The following is a 21,310-nucleotide window of genomic DNA, read 5'->3' as shown; positions in this document are numbered from 1 at the left end:
CGCCCCGCACGCCCCCACCGCACGCCGTCCGCCGTCCACCGAGCCGCCGCACACCGCCGGACACGCCCTGGAGCCCCCGCTGGACCTCCCCGCCCTGGTCGACCACCACTGCCACAGCGTGCTGACGGCCGAACTCCCCGACGACGCCCTGGCGGGGCTGCTGACCGAGTCCGACCGCCCGCCCGCGCCCGGCACCTCGCCGTTCGACAGCGCCCTCGGCCTCGCCGTCCGCCGCTGGTGCCCGCCCGCACTCGGGCTGCCCGCCCACGCGCCGGCCGGGGAGTACCTGGCCCGGCGCCGCGAGCTGGGCGCCCCCCAGGCCGCCCGCCGTCTGCTGGCCGCCGCCGGCCTGGACACCTGTCTGGTCGACACCGGACTGACCGCCGCCGCCGGCCGGCCCCTGCTGCCGCTCGGCGAACTCGCCTCGGCGGCCGGCGCCCGGGTGCGCGAGGTGGTCCGGCTGGAGACGGTCGCCGAGGGCGTCGCCGCCCCGCCCGGGGAGTGGGCGCGGGCCGTCCGCGAGGCGCTGGCCGCGGCCGCCGCCGGCGCCGTCGCGGTGAAGTCGGTGGTGGCCTACCGAACGGGTCTGGCGGTGCCTGCCGAACGCCCGTCCGCCACCGCGGTGACGGCCGCCGCCGACCGCCGGCAGCGCGCCGGGGGCGGCCGGCTCGCCGACCCGGTGCTGCTGCACGAGCTGCTCCGGGCGGCGCTGGAGGTCTGCGCCGGGCTGCGGCTGCCGCTCCAGCTCCACACCGGCTTCGGCGACCCCGACCTCACCCTGCACCGGGCCGACCCGTCGCTGCTCGCCGGCTTCGTGCGCGCCGCCGAGCCGAGCGGCGTCCCCCTGGTGCTGCTGCACGGCTACCCGTACCACCGCCAGGCCGCCTGGCTGGCCCAGGCCTTCCCGCTGGTGTACGCCGACCTCGGCCTGACCGCCTCCTACGTCGGCCCCCGGGTGGCGGCGGTGCTCGGCGAGATGCTGGAGCTGGTGCCGTTCGGCAAGCTGCTGTTCTCCACGGACGCCTACGGCCTGCCCGAGCTGTACCTGGTCGGCGCGGCGCAGTTCCGGCACGGCCTGGGCACCCTGCTGGACGGCTGGCGCGCCGACGGCGCCTGCACGGCGGCCGACGCCGAGCGGCTGGCCCGCGGGATCGCGGCGGAGAACGCCCGCCGACTGTACGCGATCTGACCGTTCGCCGCCCGTCGATGGCGGCCATCCGCCACTGGCCGTTTCCGGCCGCCCCGGATGCCTGTTCCCAGGTCGGCAGCCCTGACTAGGGTGTGCCTCCCGACGCGGTGTGCGCCCGCTGTCGTCCGGTCGTCCCGTGCTGCCCGGCAGAAGCGGAGCCCTACCTTCCGCGGGTGGCCGACTTATGACGATTGGGTGACTGCCTCTTGCGGATTGCAACACTTGTTCACTAGCGTCCCGATCATTCCAAATGCACCTGCCAACCGCAGTTGCTGCATGACGACTCGGGAGGGCCAACCCCTATGAGTGTTCCTCGGATCAGCCGGACCCGGTACGCGGCGGTCGGCCTCGTCCTCGCCACCGCCGGCGCCCTCGCGCTGCCGTCCGGCACCGCCGTCGCCGCCTCCGGGGCCGAGCCGACGACCGGTCCGCTGCTCAGCTACGTCGTCAACACCAAGGCCAACCACGGTCAGGTGCAGAAGGTCGAGAAGGCGATCACCACCCTCGGCGGCACCGTCGTGTACTCCTACGAGCAGATCGGCGTGGTGATCGCCCGCTCGACCGACACCCGGTTCGCGGCCAAGCTGCGGCAGGCCAAGGGCGTCGAGTCGGTCGGTGCCAGCCGCACCAAGGGCATCACCGCCTCCGAGGACCGCACCGCCGAGGTCGCCGCCGAGCCGACCGGCGCCGCCGCCTCCGGCGAGGAGCCCTACTGGGCCAACCAGTGGGACATGCGCCAGATCGGCGTGGACAAGGCCCACAAGCTCTCCCTGGGCAGCAACAAGGTCACCGTCGGCGTGCTGGACTCCGGCATCGACGGCACCCACGAGGACCTCGCCGCCAACGTCGACGCCTCGCAGTCGGTCTCCTGCATCGACGGCGGCAAGCCGAACACCGCCTGGGACGCGTGGCAGCCGGGCGTCGACGGCGCCCACGGCACCCACGTGGCCGGCACCATAGCCGCGGCCAAGAACGGCAAGGGCATCGAGGGCATCGCCCCGAACGTCAAGCTGGCCGCGGTCAAGGTCGTCGACGACGGCGGCTTCATCTACCCCGAGTACGCCATCTGCGGCTTCGTCTGGGCCGGCGAGCACAAGTTCAAGGTCACGAACAACAGCTACTTCGTCGACCCGTGGATGTTCAACTGCCAGAACGACGCGGACCAGGCGGCGATCACCACCGCCGTCCGCCGCGCCGTCGAGTTCTCGCAGCGCAAGGGCGTCCTCAACGTCGCCGCCGCGGGCAACGAGAACATCGACCTGGCCCACAAGACCAAGGACGTCGCCAGCCCGGACGACACCACCCCGGCCGAGCGCCCGATCACCCAGGACTGCCTGAACCTGCCGACCGAGCTGGACGGCGTCGTCGCGGTCTCCTCCGTGGGTGTCAACGGCGACAAGTCGTACTACTCCAGCTACGGCAAGAACAAGGTCACCGTCGCCGCCCCCGGTGGCGACCGCCTGTACCAGATCCCGAACACCCCGGACAAGAACGGCCGCGTGCTGTCCACCATCCCCGGCGGCAAGTACGGCTACATGCAGGGCACCTCGATGGCCTCGCCGCACGCCGCCGGCGTGCTCGCGCTGCTCGCCGGCACCCACCCGTGGGCCAGCGCCGAGGAGCTCACCGAGCTGCTGACCAACCAGGCCGAGTCGCACGCGTGCCCGTCGGGCCCGTACAACCCGGGCGGCGCCGGCACCTGGGCCGCCACCTGTGAGGGCGGCGTGAACGACAACGGCTTCTACGGCGCCGGCATCATCAACGCCGAGAAGGCGGTCCAGTGGTGGCGGTGAGCCGCGGCTGACCGGCTGACGACACCCTGAAGCACCGACGGGGGCGGGACCACGGTCCCGCCCCCGTCCGCGTGTCCGCCCCCGTTCGCCCGCCGGTCCGCATGGCCGCCGGTCCGCGTGGCCGCGCCCGTCGCCCCCGTCCGCGTGCCCGGACCCGTACCGGCCGGGGCCGCGGCCTACTCGAAGTGGCGCCCCCGGACCGTCTCCACCGACGGCCTGCCGTGCAGGTCGGGCACGTCCTGGAGCCAGGCCGGCCGGCCCGCCCTGGTCCGCGCGGCCCGCCGCCGCTCCGCCTCGCGCAGCTGCTCCGGGGTCGCGAACCCCTCCGGCAGCCACTCGGCCGACAGCACCGCCCGCGCCGCCAGGTGGTTCACGTAGGCGCGGCGCAGCTCCCCGACCGAGCCGAACCCCGGCTCGTCCGCCAGCCAGGCGTCCGGCACCAGCGCCACCACCTCCTCCAGCAGCCCGGCGGTGACCAGCGGCCCGAGCTCCTCGTCGGCCAGCCGGACGTCCGGCCGGTACCCGCCGAGGGCGTGGCCGCTGAGGTCGTAGCGCCTGCCGACCGACGCCCCGGCCGCCGGCCAGCGGTGGTGGAAGATCAGCGCGGCGCCGTTGTCGATCAGCCAGAGCCTGCCGTGCCAGACCATGAGGTTGGGGTTGTGCACCGTCCGGTCGACGTTCCCGGTGAGCGCGTCCAGCCAGACCACCCGGCCCGCCTCGGCCGGATCGACCCCGATCATGCCGGGCGTGAAGTCACGGGCGCCGGGCAGCAGGTCCATGCCGAGGTTGAGCCCCCGGCTGGCCCGCAGGATGTCCTGGATCTCGGCGTCCGGCTCGGCCTCGGCGACCGCCGGATCGAAGTCGACCAGCCGCAGCTCGGGCACCCGCAGGCCGAGCCGGCGCGCCAGCTCCCCGACGATCACCTCCGCCACCAGCGCCTTCCGGCCCTGGGCGGCCCCGGTGAACTTCACCACGTAGGTGCCCAGGTCGTCGGTCTCCACCACGCCGGGGACGGAACCGCCGGCCCGCAGCGGGTCGACGTAGCGCACTGCTGTCACCTGTTCGAGCACACCCGCCACTCTAGGGCGTGTCCGGCCGGGGCGGAGGGCGCCGCCCGGTGCACGGGGCACGCTGTGATTTGCTGGCCGGTGACCAGACCACCCGGACGCGAGCCCGGTGCCGGACGACCTACAAGGAGAGCACGACCATGGGACAGGTGCAGGCCACCACCGAGCGGGTCTACGACGCGGCCCCCGAGCGGGTGTACGACGCCCTGGCCGACTACCGGGTGACCCGCCCCAAGCTGCTGCCCGCGCAGTACAGCGAGTACGAGGTCCGGGTCGGCGGCACCGGCGCGGGCACCCAGGTGCACTGGAAGCTCCAGGCCACCGAGAAGCGGATCCGCGACTGCCTGTTCACCGTCTCGGCGCCCCGCCCGGACCAGCTGGTGGAGAAGGACGCCAACTCCAGCATGGTGATCACCTGGACCGTCGCCGCGGCCGGCGAGGGCCGCACCAGGGTCACCGTCACCGCCACCTGGCAGGGCGCGACCGGCATCGGCGGCTTCTTCGAGCGGACCTTCGCGCCGAAGGGCCTGAACCGGATCCACGACCAGGTGCTCACCGCCCTGGCGGCCGAGGTCCGCTGAGGCCCACCGGGGACGACGGGGGCCCACCGGGGGTCCACCCGGTTCCGGTCCTCCGGACCCTCCCCTCAACTCGTCCAGGAATTCGACGAGTTCGTCCACCCGTACGAGCGGCACGCCGTACGGGTGGACGCCCCGCCACCTGCGGGTGACGACGCCCCCCGACGCACCGCGGCCACCCTAGGCTCGCCGCCGTGCATATGACGATCCTTCACATGTCGCAGCCGGTCGACGGCGGGGTGGCCCGCGTCGTGACCGATCTGGTCCGCGGCCAGCGCGAGGCCGGCCACCGGGTGCTGGTCGCCTGCCCGCGCGGCGGGCGGCTGGCCGACGAGGCCGCCGCGGTCGGCGCGCTGGTCCAGGACTGGCCCGCCCGGCGCTCGCCGGGCCCCGCCACCGCCGCCGAGGCCTGGCGGCTGCGCCGGATCGTCCGGGCCGCCGCGCCCGACGTGCTCCACCTGCACAGCGCCAAGGCCGGACTGGCCGGCCGGCTGGCCGTGCGCGGCGCGGTGCCGACCGTCTTCCAGCCGCACGCCTGGTCCTTCGCCGCGGTGGACGGCGCGGTGGCCGCGGCCACCCTGCGCTGGGAGCGGTACGCGACCCGCTGGGCGCACCGGCTGCTCTGCGTCTCGGTCCAGGAGCGGACCGACGGTGTCGCGGCGGGCCTGCACGCCGACTGGGCGGTGGTGCCCAACGGCGTGGACGTCCGCCACTACGCGCCGGCCGACCGCCGGGCGGCCCGGATCGCGCTCGGCCTGGAGCCGGCCGCCCCGCTCGCGGTCTGTGTCGGCCGGCTCTGCCGCCAGAAGGGGCAGGACGTGCTGCTCACCGCCTGGCCCGAGGTGCAGCGCCGGGTGCCGGCCGCCCGGCTGGCGCTGGTCGGCGGCGGTCCGGAGGAGGCCCGGCTGGCCGCCATGGTCCGGGAGGGCGCCGACCCCTCCAGGGTCCGGCTGGTCGGTGACGTGGTGGATCCGCGGCCCTGGCTGGCCGCGGCCGATCTGGTGGTGTTGCCCTCGCGCTGGGAGGGCATGGCGCTGGCCCCGCTGGAGGCGATGGCCTGTGCCCGGCCGGTGCTGCTGTCCGACGTTCCCGGGGCCCGCGAGTGCCTCCCGCCGTCCGAACGCGCGGGCGCCCTGGTGCCGTCCGAGGACGTCGCCGCGCTCATCACCCGAATGGCGGAGGCGTTGTCCGATCCGATCGACTGCGAGCGACGCGGAGCCAGGCTGCGCGAGCACGCCGCGGCCCGCCATGACGTTCGATCGGTGGTCGAACAGGTCGACGCCCTCTACCGCGACCTGCTGGGGGCCGGTCCGGTGCCGGGGCGGCGCCGCGCCCGTGTCCCGCAGCGGATCTGATCGTTTCACATGCCGTGAATGCCCCGCCGTTCCGGCGCTGCCGTATTCGCACCCTCCACCGGTTGTGGACGAGGGCTCCAATCAGAAATACCTATTAATGGGCGGCTGGAATGAAATGGCAAGTCGATTTCCAGCATTCAGCGCGGCCTTCGGTAACGTCTGATTCTGCCTGCTTCGTTTCGATTTCACGCCGGGAATACGCGAGAAAGCCGAATGCCGTCAACGGCAGCAGGCGCTGTCAGGACCGCGCCCACCGGGCCGGGACGGCCGCCCCGGGCCAACCGGAACCGGAACGCCGTCACCCCGGGCACACAGCAGGGGAGTTCGTGCGCTGATGACCATTGACCACGACAGCGTGCCGAGGCCCGGACAGCCCCTGTCCGGTCCGGGCCGGCCCGCCACCGGGCTGCTGGACCGGCCGGAACGCTCCGCCGGGGCCCGCAGCGCCCCGCCGGCCCGCCGGCACCGCCGCCCGGTCCGCTCCCGGCTCGCACTGCCCGTCGCACTGGTCGCCGTCGACGCCTTCGCCCTCTGCACCGCGACCGGGGCCGCCAACCGGGCCCTCGACCCCGCCGTCCGGGTCGACCCCCTGCTCGGTGTCGCCGCCCTGCTGCCCCTGCTGATCCTGCTGAACCTGGCCGGCGGCCTCTACCGGACCCGGCTCACCCTCTCCGTCCTCGACGAACTGCCCGCCCTCGCCGTGCGGGCCGTCGTCGCCGCCGCCTTCGCCATCAGCCTGGCCGGCTGCCTGGAGAGCCTCTGGCCCGACTCCGGCCCCGCCACCCCGGCCCGGCTCACCGTCCTGCTCGGCACCCAGCTGCTGCTCGCCGTCTGCGGCCGCGCCGTCCTCTACCACCTGGTCCGCCGGATCCGCCGCAGCCGCCCCAGCCCCGTCCTGGTGCTCGGCGCCGGCCGGCTCGGCCGCCGGGTCGCCGCCGCCCTCAGCGAGCGCCGCGAGTACGGGATGCGCCCGGTCGGCTTCCTCGACCCCGACCCGCCGCTGCTCGCCGGCGACACCGACCTGCCGGTCCTCGGCGGCCGGGAGGTCCTGGAGCGCGAGATCCGCCGCCACCGCGTCCACCACGTGGTCGCCACCGCCGGCGCCGCCGACGAGACCGAGACCGCCGCCGCCCTGCGCGACGCCGCCCGGCTCGGCTGCCAGGTCTGGCTGGTCCCCGCGCTGCGCGAGTACGGCTCGCTCGGCGCCGGACCGCTGGCCGGCGCCGACCACCTCTGGGGATTCCCCTGCCTGCGCGTCGGCCGCGCCGCGACGCGCCGCCCCGGCTGGGCCGCCAAGCGCGCCCTCGACGTCACCGCCGCCGCGACCGGCCTGCTCCTGCTCGCCCCCGTCCTCGCCCTCTGCGCGCTCGCCGTCCGCTTCGACACCGGCCCCGGCGTCCTCTTCCGCCAGCAGCGCACCGGGCTCGACGGCCGGGTCTTCACCGTCCTCAAGTTCCGCACCCTGCGGCCGAGCAACGAGCACGAGTCCGCCACCCGCTGGAACATCTCCCAGGACCACCGGATGGGCGCCGTCGGCCGGCTGCTGCGGCGCAGCTCCCTCGACGAGCTCCCGCAGCTGTGGAACGTGCTGCGCGGCGACATGAGCCTGGTCGGTCCGCGCCCCGAACGCCCCTACTTCGTCATGCGGTTCGGCCAGGCCTACCCCGAGTACGCGGACCGCCACCGGGTCCCGGTCGGCCTCACCGGCCTCGCCCAGGTCAACGGCCTGCGCGGGGACACCTCGATCGAGGACCGGGCCCGCTTCGACAACCGCTACATCGAGAGCTGGAGCCTCTGGCAGGACGTCAAGATCCTGTGCCGCACCGCGGCCCTCATGCTCCACCCGGACGGGAGCTGATCAACGCCGTGGTCCTGACCCTCGCCGCACCCCCGCGCCCCGACCGGCTGTTACGGCGTGCACGGGGCCTGCTCCTGGAACGCCCCAGCCTGCTCGCCGCCGCCACCGTGCTGCTGGTCTGCGTCCCGACGGGGGAGAAGGACGTCGCCGCCGCCGTCCACGTCACCGCCGCCGACCTCGCCTCGCTCGCCCTGGTCGGCCTGGTCGCGCTCGGTCTGCTGCGCGGGCGCACCCCCGCGATCGGCCGCGCCGACGCCGTCCGGTTCGGCGCCGTCGTGCTCGCCGCCGCCGTCGCCACCGTCGGTTCGATCGACCCGGCGACCAGCCTCACCGGCTTCGTCCGGCTCACCCAGGTCTTCGTGCTCGTCCCGGCCGCCGCACTCTGCGCCCTGCGGGACCGCACCGACCAGCGCCTGGTGCTCGGCTCCTTCGTGACCGCCGCGCTGATCCAGGGCGTGGTCGGCGTCCACCAGTTCCTCACCGGGACCGGCGCCTCCTACACCGGCCGCCCGATCCGCGCCGTCGGCACCTTCGGCGCGCTGGACATCATGGCGATGTCCACCGTCGTCAGCTACGGCCTGCTGGCCGCGCTGGCCCTGGCCGTCGGCGAACGCGGCCCGGGGGGCGACGCCCGGGTGCGGCGGGCCCTGTTCGCGGTGGCCGCGTTCCTCGCCCTCCCGCTCGCGGTCTCCTTCAGCCGCGGCAGCTGGATCGCGACCGCCGTGGCCGCCGCCGTCCTGCTGCTGCGCGCCGACGCCCGGCTGGCCGTCCGCTGCGCCGTCCTCGGTACGGCCGCCGCCGTCGTCCTGGTCGGCGGGTTCGGCCTCGGCGGCTCCGGCGTCACCGCCCGGATCAGCTCGATCGGCTCCGTCTCCGCCGCGCCCGACCAGTCCGTCTCCGACCGCTACGACCTGTGGTCCACCGCCGGCCGGATCTGGCAGGACCACCCCGTCACCGGCGCCGGCCCCAAGGCCTTCCAGCAGCTGCGCGACGGCCACGCCCCGCTGCGGCTCTCCTCCGGCAGCGACGCCGCCGACGCCACCATCGGCTTCCAGCGCGAGCCCCTGCTCTCCCCGCACAACATGTACCTCCTGGTGCTCAGCGAACAGGGGCTCCTCGGCATCGTCGCCTACGGTCTGCTCTTCCTCGGCCTCCTCCTCGGCTGCCTGCGCCGGGCGCGCGGTCCCGCCCTCGCCGCCCTCGCCCTGCTCACCTGGGTGCTCGTCGACTTCCTCTACGCCGACATCGGCGGCACCACCACCGTGCTGACCTCGGTCGTCCTCGGCCTCGCCGCCCGCGCCGCGCACCCCCGCGAGGCCACCGCATGACGACGGACCGGCCCACCACGCTCAGCACCCCCGCCCTCCCCGCGCCCCGGCAGGCGCCGCCCGCCCCCGGGCCCGCGACCGCCCCGCGCCGCGGCTTCCTCGCCAAGGCCTTCGGCGTCACCGCCGTCCTCAGCGCCGCCGGCTCCGCGCTCGGCCTGCTCCGGGACCTCCTGCTCGCCCGCTGCTTCGGAGCCAACCAGGGCACCGACGCCTTCCTGGTCGCCTGGACCGTCCCCGAGACCGCCGCACCGCTGCTGATCGAGGACGCCATGTCCTTCCTCATGGTGCCCGCCTTCGCCCTCGCCCTGGTGCTGCGCGAGGAACACCCCGACGGCCCCGACCCGGTCCGCCAGCTCGTCCGCGCCACCCTGCCCTGGCTGCTGCTCGCCCTGTCCACCCTCTCCCTCGCCGCCGCGGTCGGCGCCCCCCAGCTCGTCGCGCTGCTCGCCCCCGGCCTGGCCAACCCGGGCCTCGCCGTCACCTGCACCCGGATCACCGCGATCACCGTGCTGCCGTTCGGCGTGGCCGGGTACCTCGCCGCCGCCCTGCGCGCGCACCACCGGTTCACCGCACCGGCCGGCATCTACGTCGCCTACAACCTCGGCATCCTCGGCGTGCTGCTCACCTGCCAGGCGCTCTGGGGCGTGCGCTCCGCCGCGATCGGCGTCGCCGCGGGCAGCCTGCTGATGGCCGGCCTGCTGGTCGTCCCGTTCCTGCGCGCCCTGCGTCCCGGCACCGGCCGCCCCGGCACCGGCCGCCGCTCCCGCAACGCCCTGGTGCTGATCCCGCTGGCGCTGCTGCCGGTCGCCGGGTTCACCCTGACCCGCCAGGCCCAGGTCTTCATCGAACGGTTCCTCGGTTCGGCCCTGCCGCCCGGCACCATCTCGCACCTCAACTACGCGGCCAAGGTCTCCCAGCTCGCCATGACGGCCGGGATCCTGATCTGCACCGTCACCTTCCCGCTGGTCGCCCGGGCGCTCGCCGCCGGGGACCTCACCGCCGCCCGCGACCGGGTGGAGAAGGACCTCGGCCAGGCCGCGGCCGTCGTCCTGCTCGGCACCGCCTTCCTGATGGCCTGCGCCCCCTCGGTGGTCGCGCTGCTCTTCGAACGCGGCGCCTTCGGCCCCCGGGACACCGCCGCCACCGCCGCCGTCATCCGGGTCTACAGCTTCGGGCTGCTCGCCCAGGCCCTGATCGGCGTGATGATCCGGCCCTACTTCTCGCTGCGCCCGGTGGTCCGCCGGGCCGGAGACCCGAGCCCGGAGGACGGCGGCCGGCGGCTGCTCGACTGGTACCCGGCCGCCGCCATGGCGTTCGGCCTGGTCGTCACCGTCGCGGTCGGCCTGCTCGCCACCCCCCGGTTCGGCGCCCTCGGCCTCGCCGCCGGCAACGCGGCCGGAATCACCACCACCGCGGCGCTGCTGCTGCACGGTCTGGTGCTGCGCGGGATCCCGCTGCGGCTGCGGCGGGTCCTCGGCGGCCACGCCAGGCTGCTCGCCGCGGCCGCCGGCGCCACCGCGCTCGGCCTGCCGGCGGCCGGCCTCGTCGCCGACCCGCTGTTCTCCACCGCGCTCGGCGGCCTCACCGTCGCGCTGGCCTTCGCCGTCCTGGGCACCGGCCTCGGCGCCCGCGAGGTGCGCGGCCCGGTCCGCGCCGCCCTCCGGGTCCTGGGGCCGGTCCCCGGCCCGTCGTCACCTGTCGCCGAGGAAGGGAAGCCTCCCCATGGATGCTGAACGGGGATCCGTCCGGTCGGTCCCGTCGGTCGTACGCCGCTCCGCGCCCCCCGCGGCCGCCGGCCGGCGCACCGACGCGCCACGGACCGACGCACCGCGCGCCGGCATCCGCCGAACACCGGCCCAGCTGCCCAGGAGCCGCCGCCCGCTGCCCGAGGAACCGCCGGCCGGGACCACCTCGCCGTGGATCCTGATGTACCACTCGGTGGCGGTCGAGAAGGAGGACCCGTACCAGCTCACCGTCAGCCCCGAGCGGTTCGCCGAGCAGATCGCCTGGCTGCACCGGCGCGGCCGGCGCGGCGTCTCGGTGCGGGAGCTGATGCGGGCCCGGGCGGCCGGCCGGGCCGACCGGCTGGTCGGCCTCACCTTCGACGACGGCTACGCCGACTTCGCGCGCCACGCGGTGCCGATCCTCCAGGCGTACGGCTTCACCGCCACCGCCTACGTGGTCGCCGACCTGCTCGGCCGGGCCAACGACTGGGACACCGAGGGCCCCCGCAAGACCCTGCTGACCGTCCAGGAGGTCACCGACCTGGCCGCCGCCGGCTGGGAGATCGGCTCGCACGGTCTCGGCCACCGGGCCCTGCCGGGTCTGCCCGCCGAGGTGCTCGCCGCACAGACCCGGGAGAGCCGCCGGGTGCTGGAGGAGGTGATCGACGGTCCGGTCACCGGCTTCTGCTACCCGTACGGCGCCGTCGACCTGGCCGCCACCCACGCCGTCCGGGACGCCGGCTACGACTACGCCTGCGCGATCGGGCACTCCGTGCTGACCGGGCGGTACGCGCTGCCGCGCTGCTACGTCGGCGACCACGACGGCGCCTGGCGCCTGCGCGCCAAGCGCGGCCGGCACCGGCTGCGCGACACCGTCACCGAGCTCCGCCGCCGCCGGCTCGCCGCCCGGGCGGGCCGGACCGCCCGCCCCGAGCCGAAGGGGCGCGCCGACGGGGGCGAGGGCGGCGGACCGGAGCGTCCCGGGGGCGAGCGGACGAGCAACCGGCGGGTGCGGTGAGGATCCTGCACATCGTCACGGGCCTGGCCTCGGGCGGCGCCGAGCGCCAGCTGCAGCTGCTGCTCCGGCACCTGCCCGCGCACCAGCACTGCGAGGTGCTCGCGCTGACCAACCCCGGCACGGTGGCCGGGGCGCTGCGGGCCGAGGGCGTGACCGTCCACCACCTGGGCATGCGCGGCAACCGGGACGTCGGCGCGCTGCCCAGGCTGACCCGGCTGGTCCGGGCCGGCCGCTACGACCTGGTGCACACCCACCTCTACCGGGCCGGGGTGTACGGCCGGCTGGCCGCCCGGCTGGCCGGGGTGCGGACGGTGGTCGCCACCGAGCACTCGCTGCACGCCGGGGTGATCGAGGGCCGCCCGGTCACCCGCGGCGTCAAGGGCCTCTACCTGGCCGCGGAACGCCTCGGCACCACCACGGTCGCGGTCTCCCGGCAGGTCGCCCAGACCCTGCACGGCTGGGGCGTCCCGCCCGCCCGGGTCGAGCTGATCCCCAACGGCATCGACGCCGCCCGCCACCGCCTCCCGCCCGCCGAGCGGGCCGCCGTCCGCGCCCGGGTGCGGGCCGGACTCGGGCTGCCGGCGGAGTGCTGGGCGGTCGGCGGGATCGGCCGGCTGGTCCCCGGCAAGCGGTTCCACGTCCTGCTGGAGGTGCTGGCCGGACTGGACGGCGCGGCCCGCCTGGTGCTGGTCGGCGAGGGTCCCGAACGGGCCGCCCTGGAGCGGCGGGCCGCCGGACTCGGCGTCCGCGACCGGCTGGTGCTCACCGGCGAGCGCGACGACGTCCCCGACCTGCTGACCGCCCTGGACGTGCTGGCCGCGCCCTCCACCGAGGAGACCTTCGGCCTCGGTGTGCTGGAGGGCCTCGCGGCCGGCCTGCCGGTGCGCCACAGCGCCTGTCCGGCCCTGGACGAACTGCCGCCCGGCGCGGCCCCGCAGGCCCGCCGGATCCCCTCCGGGGCCGCCGCCTACCTCGCCGCCCTGCGCGACCTCCGGCACCTCCACGACCACAGCACCGACCCGCTGCCCCGGCCTCCCGCGGTCGGCCACTACGACATCGTCCGGGTGGCCGCCGACCTCGGTGCCCTCTACGACCGGCTGGCCCGGGTGTGAGCCGGCAGCACCCCCACAGACGCCGGGCCGCCGGCCGGGCGGCCCTCATACCCAAGGAGTCCCCATGACCGAACCGCGCCGAAGCGCCGCCCGCAGGCAGGCCGGCCGCTGGTGGCCGATCGTGCTCGCGGTGCCGCTGGGTGCCGCCGCCGGCGCCGGGTACGCCGTCGTCGCCGACCCCTCGTACGCCGCCAACTCCTACGTGGTCGTGGTGCCCGAGGAGCAGACCGAGCCGGTCACGGCGGTCAACTTCGCGCAGGCGTACGGCCGGCTGGCCGGCCGGCCGCAGGTGCTCGCGGCCGCGGCCGCGGAGAGCGGCCACAGCCGGGCGGAGCTGGAGTCCCTGGTGAGCGGCACCACCTCGCCGGACGCCCCGGTGATCGAGATCACCGGGACCGGGTCCGATCCCCAGGAAGCGGTCCGGGCCGCCGACGCGGTGGCCCGTTCGCTGGTCGCCTTCGGCAACGGCAGCACCAAGGAGACCGGCGTCCGGCTGGTCCCGCTGGCCGGCGCGGCCGAGCCCGACCGGCCCACCACGCCCTCCGGCCGGCTGGACGTCGCGGTCGGCGCCGCGGCCGGGGTGCTGATCGGCGCGCTGGTGCTGATGACCCGCCGCCGCAACGCCGGCGACGCCGGGCCCGTCGGGGACGCCGGGCCGGCCGACGGGCAGGTGCCCGCCGAGCCCGGGGCCGCCACCGCCCCGCGTCCGCGCGCCGCCGAGCCGGAGCCCGTCGGGGACGGACCCGGGAAGGCCGTGCCGGGGAAGACCGGCCGCGCGAAGGCCGCGCCCGGGAAGGCCGGACGCGCGAAGGCCGGCCCCGAGCAGGCCGGGCCCGCCGGGGCGGCACCGGCCGGGGAGAGCGGGGCCGCGGGGCCGGAGCCTGCCGCGGCCGAGCCCGCCGGCGCCGGGGCGGCCGCGGGAGGCGGACGATGAACACCGAGGCCGCCACCCCCACCGCCGGCCTCCCCTCCCAGGCCCGCGCCCCCCGCTGGACCACCGAGCTGCGCCGCGAGGACGACGCGCTGGACACCCTTGCCGAGGAGTGGGACGACCTGGTCGCCCGCTGCGGGACGGCCACCTTCTTCCAGTCCGCCGTCTGGCAGCGTTCCTGGTGGCGCCAGTACGGCAGCCCCGGCGACCTGCTGGTGGTCCTGGTGCGCCGGGAGGGCCGGCTGGTCGGCGCGGGCGCCTTCCGGCGGCGCGGCCCGCTCGGCGGTCTGACCGGCCTCGGCGCCGGGCTGATCGACTTCACCGACGTCCTGCTCGACGACGACTGCGCGGACCGCGCGGCCGCCGAGTTCGCCGCGGCCCTCCCGCTCACCCGCCCCTGGCACAGCCTGGAGCTGCGCGAGGTGCGTCCGGAGGCGGCCGTCCAGCGGGTCTTCGAGCAGTGGCGGGGCCGGCGCAGCCGGTTCCCCGACTCGCTCTGCCAGTACCTGCCGGCCACCCCGATGGACGTGCTGCTCAAGCGGGTCCCCGGGAAGACCGCGCAGCGCAGCCGGGTCAAGCTGCGCAAGATCGCCGAGTCGGGCATCGAGGTGCGCGGCACGGCCCCCGAGGACGTGCCGGAGGCGCTGGACGGCCTGCTGCGGCTGCACTGCCTGCAGTGGCAGGACCGGGGCGTCACCCCGGAGCACCGCACCGAGCGGTTCGCCCGGCACCTGGCCGAGTCCACCACCGGGATGGTCGCCACCGGCCGGGCGGCCGTCCACCAGTTCTGGCTGGACGGCGAGCTGCTGGCGGTCAACCTGGTGCTGCTCTGCCCGTCCTTCAGCGGTCTCTACCTGTACGGCGCGCACCCGAAGCTGCGGGAGCGGATGGACATCGCGGGCCTGCTGTTCGGCGCGGCGCTGGACGAGACGCTCGGCGCGGGGATCCCGGTGATGAGCCTGCTGCGCGGCCAGGAGCCGTACAAGCAGCGCTGGCGCCCGGACCAGCTGCCCAACCAGCGGCTGCTGTTCGGCCCGCGCGGCCCGGCCCCGGCGGCCGCGGCCCGGGGCGGCGCGGTGCGGGCCCGGGGGGCGGCGGTGCGGCTGCTGACCGAGCGGGCACCGCGACTCAAGGAGGCGCTGGCCGCCCGGCGCCGCAGCTGACCGCGGTGCCGGGCCTGCCGGCCCGGACCGCTACCGCTGCCAGGGCCGCAGGGGCCTGGACGGCGGCCCGGCGGTCGGCGGGGCGGCCGGGGACACCGGTGCCGTCGGCGTCACCGACGGCTCCGGTGTCCCGGACGGCCGGGGCTCGGCCGGCGCGGGCGTCCCCGGGGTCGGCGGCGCCGCCGGGGTGGCGGCCGGGGACGCCGGGGGCGTCGCGGGCCGGTTCGGCGGCACCGGCGCGACGGGGGCCTCGGGCGCCACCGGCGGGGCGGGGGGCGCCGGGACGGCCGGAGCCCCCGGGGAGCCCGTCATCAGCTGCCGGAACCGGGCGCTGGAGCGGGGGTTGCGGTCGCACTGCCAGAACCCGTGCGGACAGTAGTCGGTGACGGTCTGGTACGCGGTGTCGTGCGTGCGGATCCACTCCACCATCCGCTGCACGAACTCCGGGTTGTCGCCGTTGTGGAAGAGCCCCCACTCCGGGTACGAGACCGGCTTGCCGCGCTTGGCCGCGAACTCGACCTGGTCCTGCAGCCCGTACGGCTCCCGCACGTAGTCGTCGAAGGTGCCGCCGGCCGGCTGGTCGTAGTTGTCCATGCCGATGATGTCGACCACGTCGTCGCCCGGGTAGCACTTGGTCCACGGGATCGCGTCCAGCCCCCGGTTGGGCGCGAAGTCGAAGCGGAAGTGCTGACCGGGCACCGAGCGCATCACCGTGACGATCCGCCGCCAGTAGGTCTTCCAGGCGGCCGGGTCGGGCTTGCAGCGGTGGGTGTAGGTGACGCCGTTCATCTCCCAGCCGAGGGTGAGCACGGTGTCGGCGCCGCCGAAGGCCACCAGCTTGCGGGCCAGCCGCAGGAAGTGCCGGTCGAAGTCGCCGCGGGCGCCCTGGGCGAGCAGCCGGGCCACCTCGCCGTCGGGCACGTTCGCCTCGTTGGGCACCAGCATCGGCACGCCGAGGACGAGCATCCGGGACGGGTCGGTCTGCCGCCACTGCGACCACGTGGCGAGCACCATCGGCTCGCCCTCGATGTCCGCCCAGCCGTTGCCGGCCAGGTAGGTGTGGCCGACCTGGAGGTTGGCGTCGCCCAGCCACTGGGAGAACTGGCCGATCTGCGGGATGTACCGGTCCCAGGAGCCGACGAAGGCGCCGAACGGCGGCTCGTGGGCCGGCCGCTGGACCGGCGGCCTGGGGGCGGCTCCGCGCGGTGAGATCGCGTCGGAGGAGAGGGAGTGCCGCTCGGTCTGGCCCAGCGGCGCGCCGGCGGGGACGCCGGCGGTGGTGAGCAGCAGCAGGGTGGCGGCGGCCAGCGCCAGGCGGCCGAATCGCATGGTGTCTCCTCGGGCGGCGCCCCCGGACGGTGCCACGGGCGGTGCGGAGCATGGCTGGGCGGAGTCGGGCATCGCCACGCAGCGTGGTGTCCCGCGTGCCGACAGTAGGGCCGCCCGGGCGAGGAAAAGCCGAATGTCACCCTAAAGTGGGCGATATTCGAACGCCGTCCGGCGGTGTGCCATGTATCACCTCCGTAACAGTCCTGACAGTCGTGGACGCCCTGCCGCGGCGCCCCGCGAGGCGGTCCCGGCGGGGCCGCGGTGCCCGACGGCGCAGGTGGCCGGGCGGGCGTGCGCCGGGGGCGCGGAACCGGGGCGCGGGGTTCCGCCGTTCGGCCCGACGGGAAAGCCCACCTGACTCGCGCGGGTGTCGAAAGGTACGCTCCGCCCGTGTCCTGGAAGTCGCGCGCCCTCAGTCCCCGATCGATCCTCCCTGCCCTGGCGGTGCTGCTGGTCCTTGTGGCGGGCGCCGCCGCGCACGCCAACAAGCCGGTCCCGTTCGGCGACCGGGTGGCCGCGAAGGGCACCGCGGACGTGACCGCCGGCCCCACGGCGACGCTGGACGCCGCCGCCCTGGAGCTGCGGGTCGGCCCGGGCCTGGAGGCGTACCACCGGGCCACCGGCGAGCACGCCTGGTCCTACCAGCGGGAGGGCGCGACCGCGCTCTACCTGTCGATGGCCGGCGAGAACGCCGTGGTGGTCTGGGACGACGGTCTGGTCACCTCGGTGCGCCCCGGCGACCAGCAGGTGCGCTGGCACCGGGCGGTGCCCGGCCTGGCGGACTGGCTGCGCGGCGCCGGTGAGCCCGGCGCCGAGAAGCGCACCGAGGAGCAGCGCCGGCAGCTGGCCACCGAGCGGGCCGCGTCCTCGCTGCGCACCGTCCGCGAGTCCACGCCCTGGGTGGCGGTGGTCACGCCGAACCTGACCATGGGCTTCCGGGACGCCGACGGCGACCTGCGCTACAACTCCAAGCCGGCCGGCAACTGCGTCTACGACCCGGTCCGCACGGTGGCCACCGACTTCGCCGTGCTGGTGCCGCGCAGCTGCGCCAACAGCGGCGGCCAGCAGGTCTCCGGCGGGATCACCGGCTACCGGATGGACAGCAGCGGCTGGCAGCTCAACGCCGGGCCGGGCGTCTCGATGGCGGCGCTGGACGGGCGCCGGGTGCTGATCTCGGACGGGCCGATCGTCACGCCCAAGGTCTTCGACACCTGGGCCGCGGCGCCCGAGGCGGTCTGCGGCAGCCCCGCGGAGCCGTTCGCCGCGGTGCCCCCGGCGGGCGGCTGCGCGGTGCCCGCGGAGGGCTCGCCGTCCTGACGCGGTGCGCGGGGGAGCGACCCCCGGCGGACCCTCCCGGTACCCCGGGCGGGTAATCCTTCCGGGGTCGCCCGCGCGGCCCGGTAGACTTGCCGTCATGGCTGTTCTCCCCGGGCACTAGCGGGCGGAGCGGCGCCGCCGCGTGCGGTCCGCCGAGTCCGTCGACGACGCCCCTTCCCGCCGCCCCGGCCCGAGCCCCGTCCGGTCGCCCGCCCACGTCCCAGGAGTAGTCCCCAGCCATGATTTCCGCCAACGGCCTCGAACTGCGTGCCGGCGCCCGGATCCTGATCGAGTCCGCGAGCTTCAAGGTCGCCCCCGGCGACCGGATCGGTCTGGTCGGGCGCAACGGCGCCGGCAAGACCACGCTGACCAAGGTGCTGGCCGGCGAGGGCCTGCCGGCGGGGGGCACGGTGACCCGCTCGGGCGAGGTCGGCTACCTGCCGCAGGACCCGCGCACCGGTGACCTCGACGTCCTCGCCAAGGACCGCGTCCTCTCCGCCCGCGGGCTGGACTCGGTGCTGCGCAAGATGCGCGAGAACGAGGACCGGATGGCCAACGGCAAGGGCGCCACCCGCGACAACGCGATGAAGAAGTACGCGCGCCTGGAGACCGAGTTCCTGACCAAGGGCGGGTACGCCGCCGAGGCCGAGGCCGCGACCATCGCCGCCGCGCTGGGCCTGCCGGACCGCATCCTCAACCAGCCGCTGCACACCCTCTCCGGTGGTCAGCGCCGTCGCGTCGAGCTGGCCCGGATCCTGTTCTCGGACTCCGACGTGCTGCTGCTCGACGAGCCGACCAACCACCTCGACGCCGACTCGATCGTCTGGCTGCGGGACTTCCTGAAGACGTACAAGGGCGGCTTCATCGTCATCTCGCACGACGTCGACCTGGTCGAGACGGTCGTCAACAAGGTCTTCTACCTGGACGCCAACCGTTCGCGGATCGACGTCTACAACATGGGCTGGAAGCAGTACCAGCAGCAGCGCGAGGACGACGAGAAGCGCCGCAAGCGCGAGCGGGCCAACGCCGAGAAGAAGGCCGCGACCCTGAACGCCCAGGCGGACAAGATGCGCGCGAAGGCGACCAAGACGGTGGCCGCGCAGAACATGGCCCGCCGGGCCGACAAGCTGCTGTCCGGGCTGGAGACCGTCCGCGCGAACGACAAGGTCGCCAAGCTGCGGTTCCCGGACCCGGCCCCGTGCGGCAAGACCCCGCTGACGGCCAGCGGACTCTCCAAGTCCTACGGCTCGCTGGAGATCTTCACCGACGTCGGCCTGGCCATCGACCGCGGCTCCCGGGTCGTCATCCTCGGCTTCAACGGCGCCGGCAAGACCACCCTGCTGCGGATGCTGGCCGGGGTGGAGGAGCCGGACACCGGTGAGGTCGTCCCGGGTCACGGCCTGAAGATCGGCTACTACGCCCAGGAGCACGAGACGCTGGACGCGGAGCGCACGGTCCTGGAGAACATGCGCTCGGCGGCGCCGGACATGGACCTCGTCGCGGTCCGCAAGATCCTCGGCTCGTTCCTCTTCTCCGGGGACGACGTCGACAAGCCGGCCGGGGTGCTCTCCGGCGGCGAGAAGACCCGGCTCGCGCTGGCCACCCTGGTGGTCTCCAGCGCCAACGTGCTGCTGCTCGACGAGCCGACCAACAACCTGGACCCGGCCAGCCGCGAGGAGATCCTCGGCGCGCTGCGCGAGTTCAGCGGCGCGGTCGTGCTGGTCACCCACGACGAGGGCGCGGTCGACGCGCTCCAGCCGGAGCGGATCATCCTGCTGCCGGACGGTGTCGAGGACCTCTGGAGCCCGGCCTACGCCGACCTGGTCTCGCTGGCCTGATCCCGTCGTGGCACGGCCCGGTCGTCCGTACGGGCGACCGGGCCTTCGCGTTCCCGCCCGGCCGGCGATGGACGTCTCCTCCCCTTTTTGGCCCAGAAAAACTAGTCCTTTCGGCGTGTCTGGGAATGAAGGGGTCGCGCATTCCGTTTGAGAAGCTTCCGTCTGGCCGCCACTCGATCGTGGTCGGGCCCATGCTGCTGATCAGCCCTTTCGCATCGAACGGCGGTAAGCCCCCGGGGGCGTGCACTCAGCGTGAGCGCCCTTGTGCGCTCGGATCACCACCGCAGGACCGCCCGTTCCGGACATGGACCTTGTCGAATGGGTGGCCAGGACGCGGTGGATGGGTGATCATGGGAATCTGACCGAGCAACGCTACGAGGAGGCACGGGTGGCCGAGACTCTGAAAAAGGGCAGCCGGGTGACCGGTGCCGCGCGTGAGAAGCTCGCGGCCGATCTCAAGAGGAAGTACGACTCCGGGGCGAGCATTCGTGCCCTCGCGGAGGAGACCGGTCGCTCCTACGGCTTCGTGCACCGCATGCTGAGCGAGTCCGGGGTGATCCTCCGGGGCCGCGGCGGTGCCACGCGGGGCAAGAACAAAGCTACTGCTGGAGCTGGTTCCTGACGCTCCGTCAACCCATCGGGCGGATGACTCGGCGGCAGGGCGCCGACCGGGGTGACGGCCGTTGACCGTCCATCCCCGGCCAGAGCGAACCGGCCGCCGATCGTCATGCCGCGGTCGCCCCGGGTGCCGGCCGTCCGTCGCCGCGCGGTGCCCGCGGGCCACCCCCTGCCGTCCCGCCGCCAGTTTTGTTACTCTCCGGTAGCCAAGCACGCCCGCCACCGGAGGTCCCCGCATGACCGCTCCCGTCACCGATCCGCAGACCCCGTTCCGGGAGCGGGACGGCGTCCGTCTGGAGATCGACGGCGAACTCGCCGTCGTCACCCTCTGTCAGCCCGAGCGGCGCAACGCCCAGTCCCCCGCCCTCTGGCGAGCCCTCGCCGCCATCGGTCGCGAGCTGCCCGGGACCGTCCGGGTGGTGCTGCTCCGTGGTGAGGGCATCTCCTTCTCCGCCGGCCTCGACCGCGCGATGTTCACCCCCGAGGGCATTCCGGGCGAGCCGAGCTTCCTCGACCTGGCCGCCGCCGGGGACCGTGAGCTCGACGCGGCCATCGCGGGGTACCAGGAGGCCTTCACCTGGTGGCGCCGCGCCGACCTGATCACCGTCGCCGCCGTCCGGGGCCACGCCGTCGGCGCCGGCTTCCAGCTGGCGCTCGGCTGCGACCTGCGGGTGGTCGCCGACGACGTCCGCTTCTCCATGAAGGAGACCTCGCTCGGTCTGGTCCCCGACCTCGGCGGCACCAAGCCGCTGACCGAGCTGGTCGGGTACGCGCGGGCGCTCGAAATCTGCGCCACCGGCCGCTGGGTCGGCGCGGAGGAGGCCATCGCGACCGGCCTGGCCAACCTCGCCGTCCCGGCCGCCGACCTGGACGCCGCCGCCCGCGACCTGGCCGCCGCGCTGCTCGCCGCGCCGCGCAACGCCGTCATCGAGACCAAGGCCCTGCTGCAGGGCGCCGCCGGCCGCTCGTACGACGAGCAGCGCTCCGCCGAACGGGCGGCCCAGGCCCGGCGGCTGCGCGACCTGGCGGGCATCGGCGACTGATCCCCCGCCGTACCGCGCCGACGAGGGCCCGGCCCGTGGACGTCCCACG

Annotated in this window: 17 protein-coding genes; 15 read left to right on the top strand and 2 right to left on the bottom strand. The window is 75.4% G+C overall.

The genetic code is table 11. The features are described 5' to 3' along the window. The first annotated feature begins 118 nt into the window (after positions 1-118). Both ACFCX4_RS11025 and ACFCX4_RS11020 read left to right on the top strand, forming a co-directional pair. Positions 119-1,189 carry an amidohydrolase family protein gene (locus ACFCX4_RS11025; protein WP_376140685.1) on the top strand — a complete coding sequence of 357 codons (1,071 nt, stop codon included), beginning with the start codon at positions 119-121 and terminating at the stop codon, positions 1,187-1,189. 302 nt (positions 1,190-1,491) lie between these two features. Then, a complete protein-coding gene (locus ACFCX4_RS11020; protein WP_376140683.1) occupies positions 1,492-2,982 on the top strand; it encodes a S8 family serine peptidase in 1,491 nt (496 codons plus the stop codon). 176 nt (positions 2,983-3,158) lie between these two features. Here the strand turns inward: ACFCX4_RS11020 and ACFCX4_RS11015 are convergent, their stop codons facing one another. Further along, the gene (locus ACFCX4_RS11015; RefSeq protein WP_376140681.1) at positions 3,159-4,052 is read right to left on the bottom strand and encodes a HipA family kinase; all 894 of its coding nucleotides are present in this window, start codon (positions 4,050-4,052) and stop codon (positions 3,159-3,161) included. 137 nt (positions 4,053-4,189) lie between these two features. Between ACFCX4_RS11015 and ACFCX4_RS11010 the strand changes: the two genes are divergently transcribed. The 9 genes from ACFCX4_RS11010 (at position 4,190) to ACFCX4_RS10970 (ending at position 15,116) form a co-directional block, all read left to right on the top strand. Next, entirely contained in the window at positions 4,190-4,630 is a 441-nt protein-coding gene (locus ACFCX4_RS11010) for an SRPBCC family protein (protein ID WP_376140679.1), read from the top strand. A gap of 197 nt (positions 4,631-4,827) precedes the next feature. After that, a complete protein-coding gene (locus ACFCX4_RS11005) occupies positions 4,828-5,982 on the top strand; it encodes a glycosyltransferase (protein WP_376140677.1) in 1,155 nt (384 codons plus the stop codon). Positions 5,983-6,316: 334 nt separating this feature from the next. Further along, on the top strand, positions 6,317-7,840 hold the full coding sequence (locus ACFCX4_RS11000; protein WP_376140675.1) for an exopolysaccharide biosynthesis polyprenyl glycosylphosphotransferase: 1,524 nt from the start codon (positions 6,317-6,319) through the stop codon (positions 7,838-7,840). Between the two features lie 8 nt (positions 7,841-7,848). Continuing rightward, entirely contained in the window at positions 7,849-9,168 is a 1,320-nt protein-coding gene (locus ACFCX4_RS10995) for an O-antigen ligase family protein (protein ID WP_376140673.1), read from the top strand. Next, the gene (locus ACFCX4_RS10990; protein ID WP_376140671.1) at positions 9,165-10,901 is read left to right on the top strand and encodes a lipid II flippase MurJ; all 1,737 of its coding nucleotides are present in this window, start codon (positions 9,165-9,167) and stop codon (positions 10,899-10,901) included. Before ACFCX4_RS10995 ends, ACFCX4_RS10990 begins: the two co-directional genes overlap by 4 nt. Beyond that, positions 10,891-11,910, top strand: coding sequence for a polysaccharide deacetylase family protein (locus tag ACFCX4_RS10985; protein ID WP_376140669.1), 1,020 nt, complete (start codon positions 10,891-10,893; stop codon positions 11,908-11,910). The genes ACFCX4_RS10990 and ACFCX4_RS10985 overlap by 11 nt, the downstream gene beginning before the upstream one ends. Next, on the top strand, positions 11,907-13,022 hold the full coding sequence (locus ACFCX4_RS10980; protein WP_376140667.1) for a glycosyltransferase: 1,116 nt from the start codon (positions 11,907-11,909) through the stop codon (positions 13,020-13,022). The genes ACFCX4_RS10985 and ACFCX4_RS10980 overlap by 4 nt, the downstream gene beginning before the upstream one ends. A gap of 64 nt (positions 13,023-13,086) precedes the next feature. Then, positions 13,087-13,956, top strand: a complete 870-nt coding sequence (locus ACFCX4_RS10975; RefSeq protein WP_376140665.1) for a hypothetical protein — start codon at positions 13,087-13,089, stop codon at positions 13,954-13,956. Continuing rightward, positions 13,953-15,116 carry a GNAT family N-acetyltransferase gene (locus ACFCX4_RS10970; RefSeq protein ID WP_376140663.1) on the top strand — a complete coding sequence of 388 codons (1,164 nt, stop codon included), beginning with the start codon at positions 13,953-13,955 and terminating at the stop codon, positions 15,114-15,116. Before ACFCX4_RS10975 ends, ACFCX4_RS10970 begins: the two co-directional genes overlap by 4 nt. Before the next feature lie 30 nt (positions 15,117-15,146). On the opposite strand, the gene ACFCX4_RS10965 is transcribed toward ACFCX4_RS10970, so the two are convergent. Beyond that, on the bottom strand, positions 15,147-16,445 hold the full coding sequence (locus tag ACFCX4_RS10965; RefSeq protein ID WP_376140661.1) for a glycoside hydrolase family 26 protein: 1,299 nt from the start codon (positions 16,443-16,445) through the stop codon (positions 15,147-15,149). Positions 16,446-16,835: 390 nt separating this feature from the next. On the opposite strand from ACFCX4_RS10965, the gene ACFCX4_RS10960 reads away from it, so the two are divergent. From ACFCX4_RS10960 to ACFCX4_RS10945, 4 genes are all read left to right on the top strand, one after another. Then, positions 16,836-17,762: a hypothetical protein gene (locus ACFCX4_RS10960; RefSeq protein WP_376140659.1), complete on the top strand. Its 927-nt coding sequence runs from the start codon at positions 16,836-16,838 to the stop codon at positions 17,760-17,762. 239 nt (positions 17,763-18,001) lie between these two features. Continuing rightward, positions 18,002-19,600 (top strand): ABC-F family ATP-binding cassette domain-containing protein, encoded by a 1,599-nt coding sequence (locus tag ACFCX4_RS10955; protein ID WP_376140657.1) that lies wholly within the window; start codon positions 18,002-18,004, stop codon positions 19,598-19,600. A 388-nt stretch (positions 19,601-19,988) separates the two neighbouring features. Continuing rightward, entirely contained in the window at positions 19,989-20,222 is a 234-nt protein-coding gene (locus ACFCX4_RS10950; RefSeq protein ID WP_344338847.1) for a helix-turn-helix domain-containing protein, read from the top strand. 232 nt (positions 20,223-20,454) lie between these two features. Next, positions 20,455-21,261 carry an enoyl-CoA hydratase/isomerase family protein gene (locus ACFCX4_RS10945; RefSeq protein WP_376140655.1) on the top strand — a complete coding sequence of 269 codons (807 nt, stop codon included), beginning with the start codon at positions 20,455-20,457 and terminating at the stop codon, positions 21,259-21,261. Positions 21,262-21,310: the final 49 nt, after the last annotated feature.

It is taken from the genome of Kitasatospora sp. NPDC056327 (assembly GCF_042261735.1).
Classification (GTDB): Bacteria; Actinomycetota; Actinomycetes; order Streptomycetales; family Streptomycetaceae; genus Kitasatospora.
Note: the sequence above shows the minus strand (reverse complement) of the source record. Positions and strands in the feature narration are given on the sequence as shown.

Excerpts from the sequence above, each read along its gene's own strand:
- ACFCX4_RS11020 (WP_376140683.1), top strand. The coding sequence starts at position 1,492 with ATGAGTGTTCCTCGGATCAGCCGGACCCGGTACGCGGCGGTCGGCCTC.
- ACFCX4_RS11010 (WP_376140679.1), top strand. The coding sequence starts at position 4,190 with ATGGGACAGGTGCAGGCCACCACCGAGCGGGTCTACGACGCGGCCCCC.
- ACFCX4_RS11005 (WP_376140677.1), top strand. The coding sequence starts at position 4,828 with ATGACGATCCTTCACATGTCGCAGCCGGTCGACGGCGGGGTGGCCCGC.
- ACFCX4_RS11000 (WP_376140675.1), top strand. The coding sequence starts at position 6,317 with ATGACCATTGACCACGACAGCGTGCCGAGGCCCGGACAGCCCCTGTCC.
- ACFCX4_RS10990 (WP_376140671.1), top strand. The coding sequence starts at position 9,165 with ATGACGACGGACCGGCCCACCACGCTCAGCACCCCCGCCCTCCCCGCG.
- ACFCX4_RS10985 (WP_376140669.1), top strand. The coding sequence starts at position 10,891 with ATGGATGCTGAACGGGGATCCGTCCGGTCGGTCCCGTCGGTCGTACGC.
- ACFCX4_RS10975 (WP_376140665.1), top strand. The coding sequence starts at position 13,087 with ATGACCGAACCGCGCCGAAGCGCCGCCCGCAGGCAGGCCGGCCGCTGG.
- ACFCX4_RS10970 (WP_376140663.1), top strand. The coding sequence starts at position 13,953 with ATGAACACCGAGGCCGCCACCCCCACCGCCGGCCTCCCCTCCCAGGCC.
- ACFCX4_RS10965 (WP_376140661.1), bottom strand. The coding sequence starts at position 16,445 with ATGCGATTCGGCCGCCTGGCGCTGGCCGCCGCCACCCTGCTGCTGCTC.
- ACFCX4_RS10955 (WP_376140657.1), top strand. The coding sequence starts at position 18,002 with ATGATTTCCGCCAACGGCCTCGAACTGCGTGCCGGCGCCCGGATCCTG.
- ACFCX4_RS10945 (WP_376140655.1), top strand. The coding sequence starts at position 20,455 with ATGACCGCTCCCGTCACCGATCCGCAGACCCCGTTCCGGGAGCGGGAC.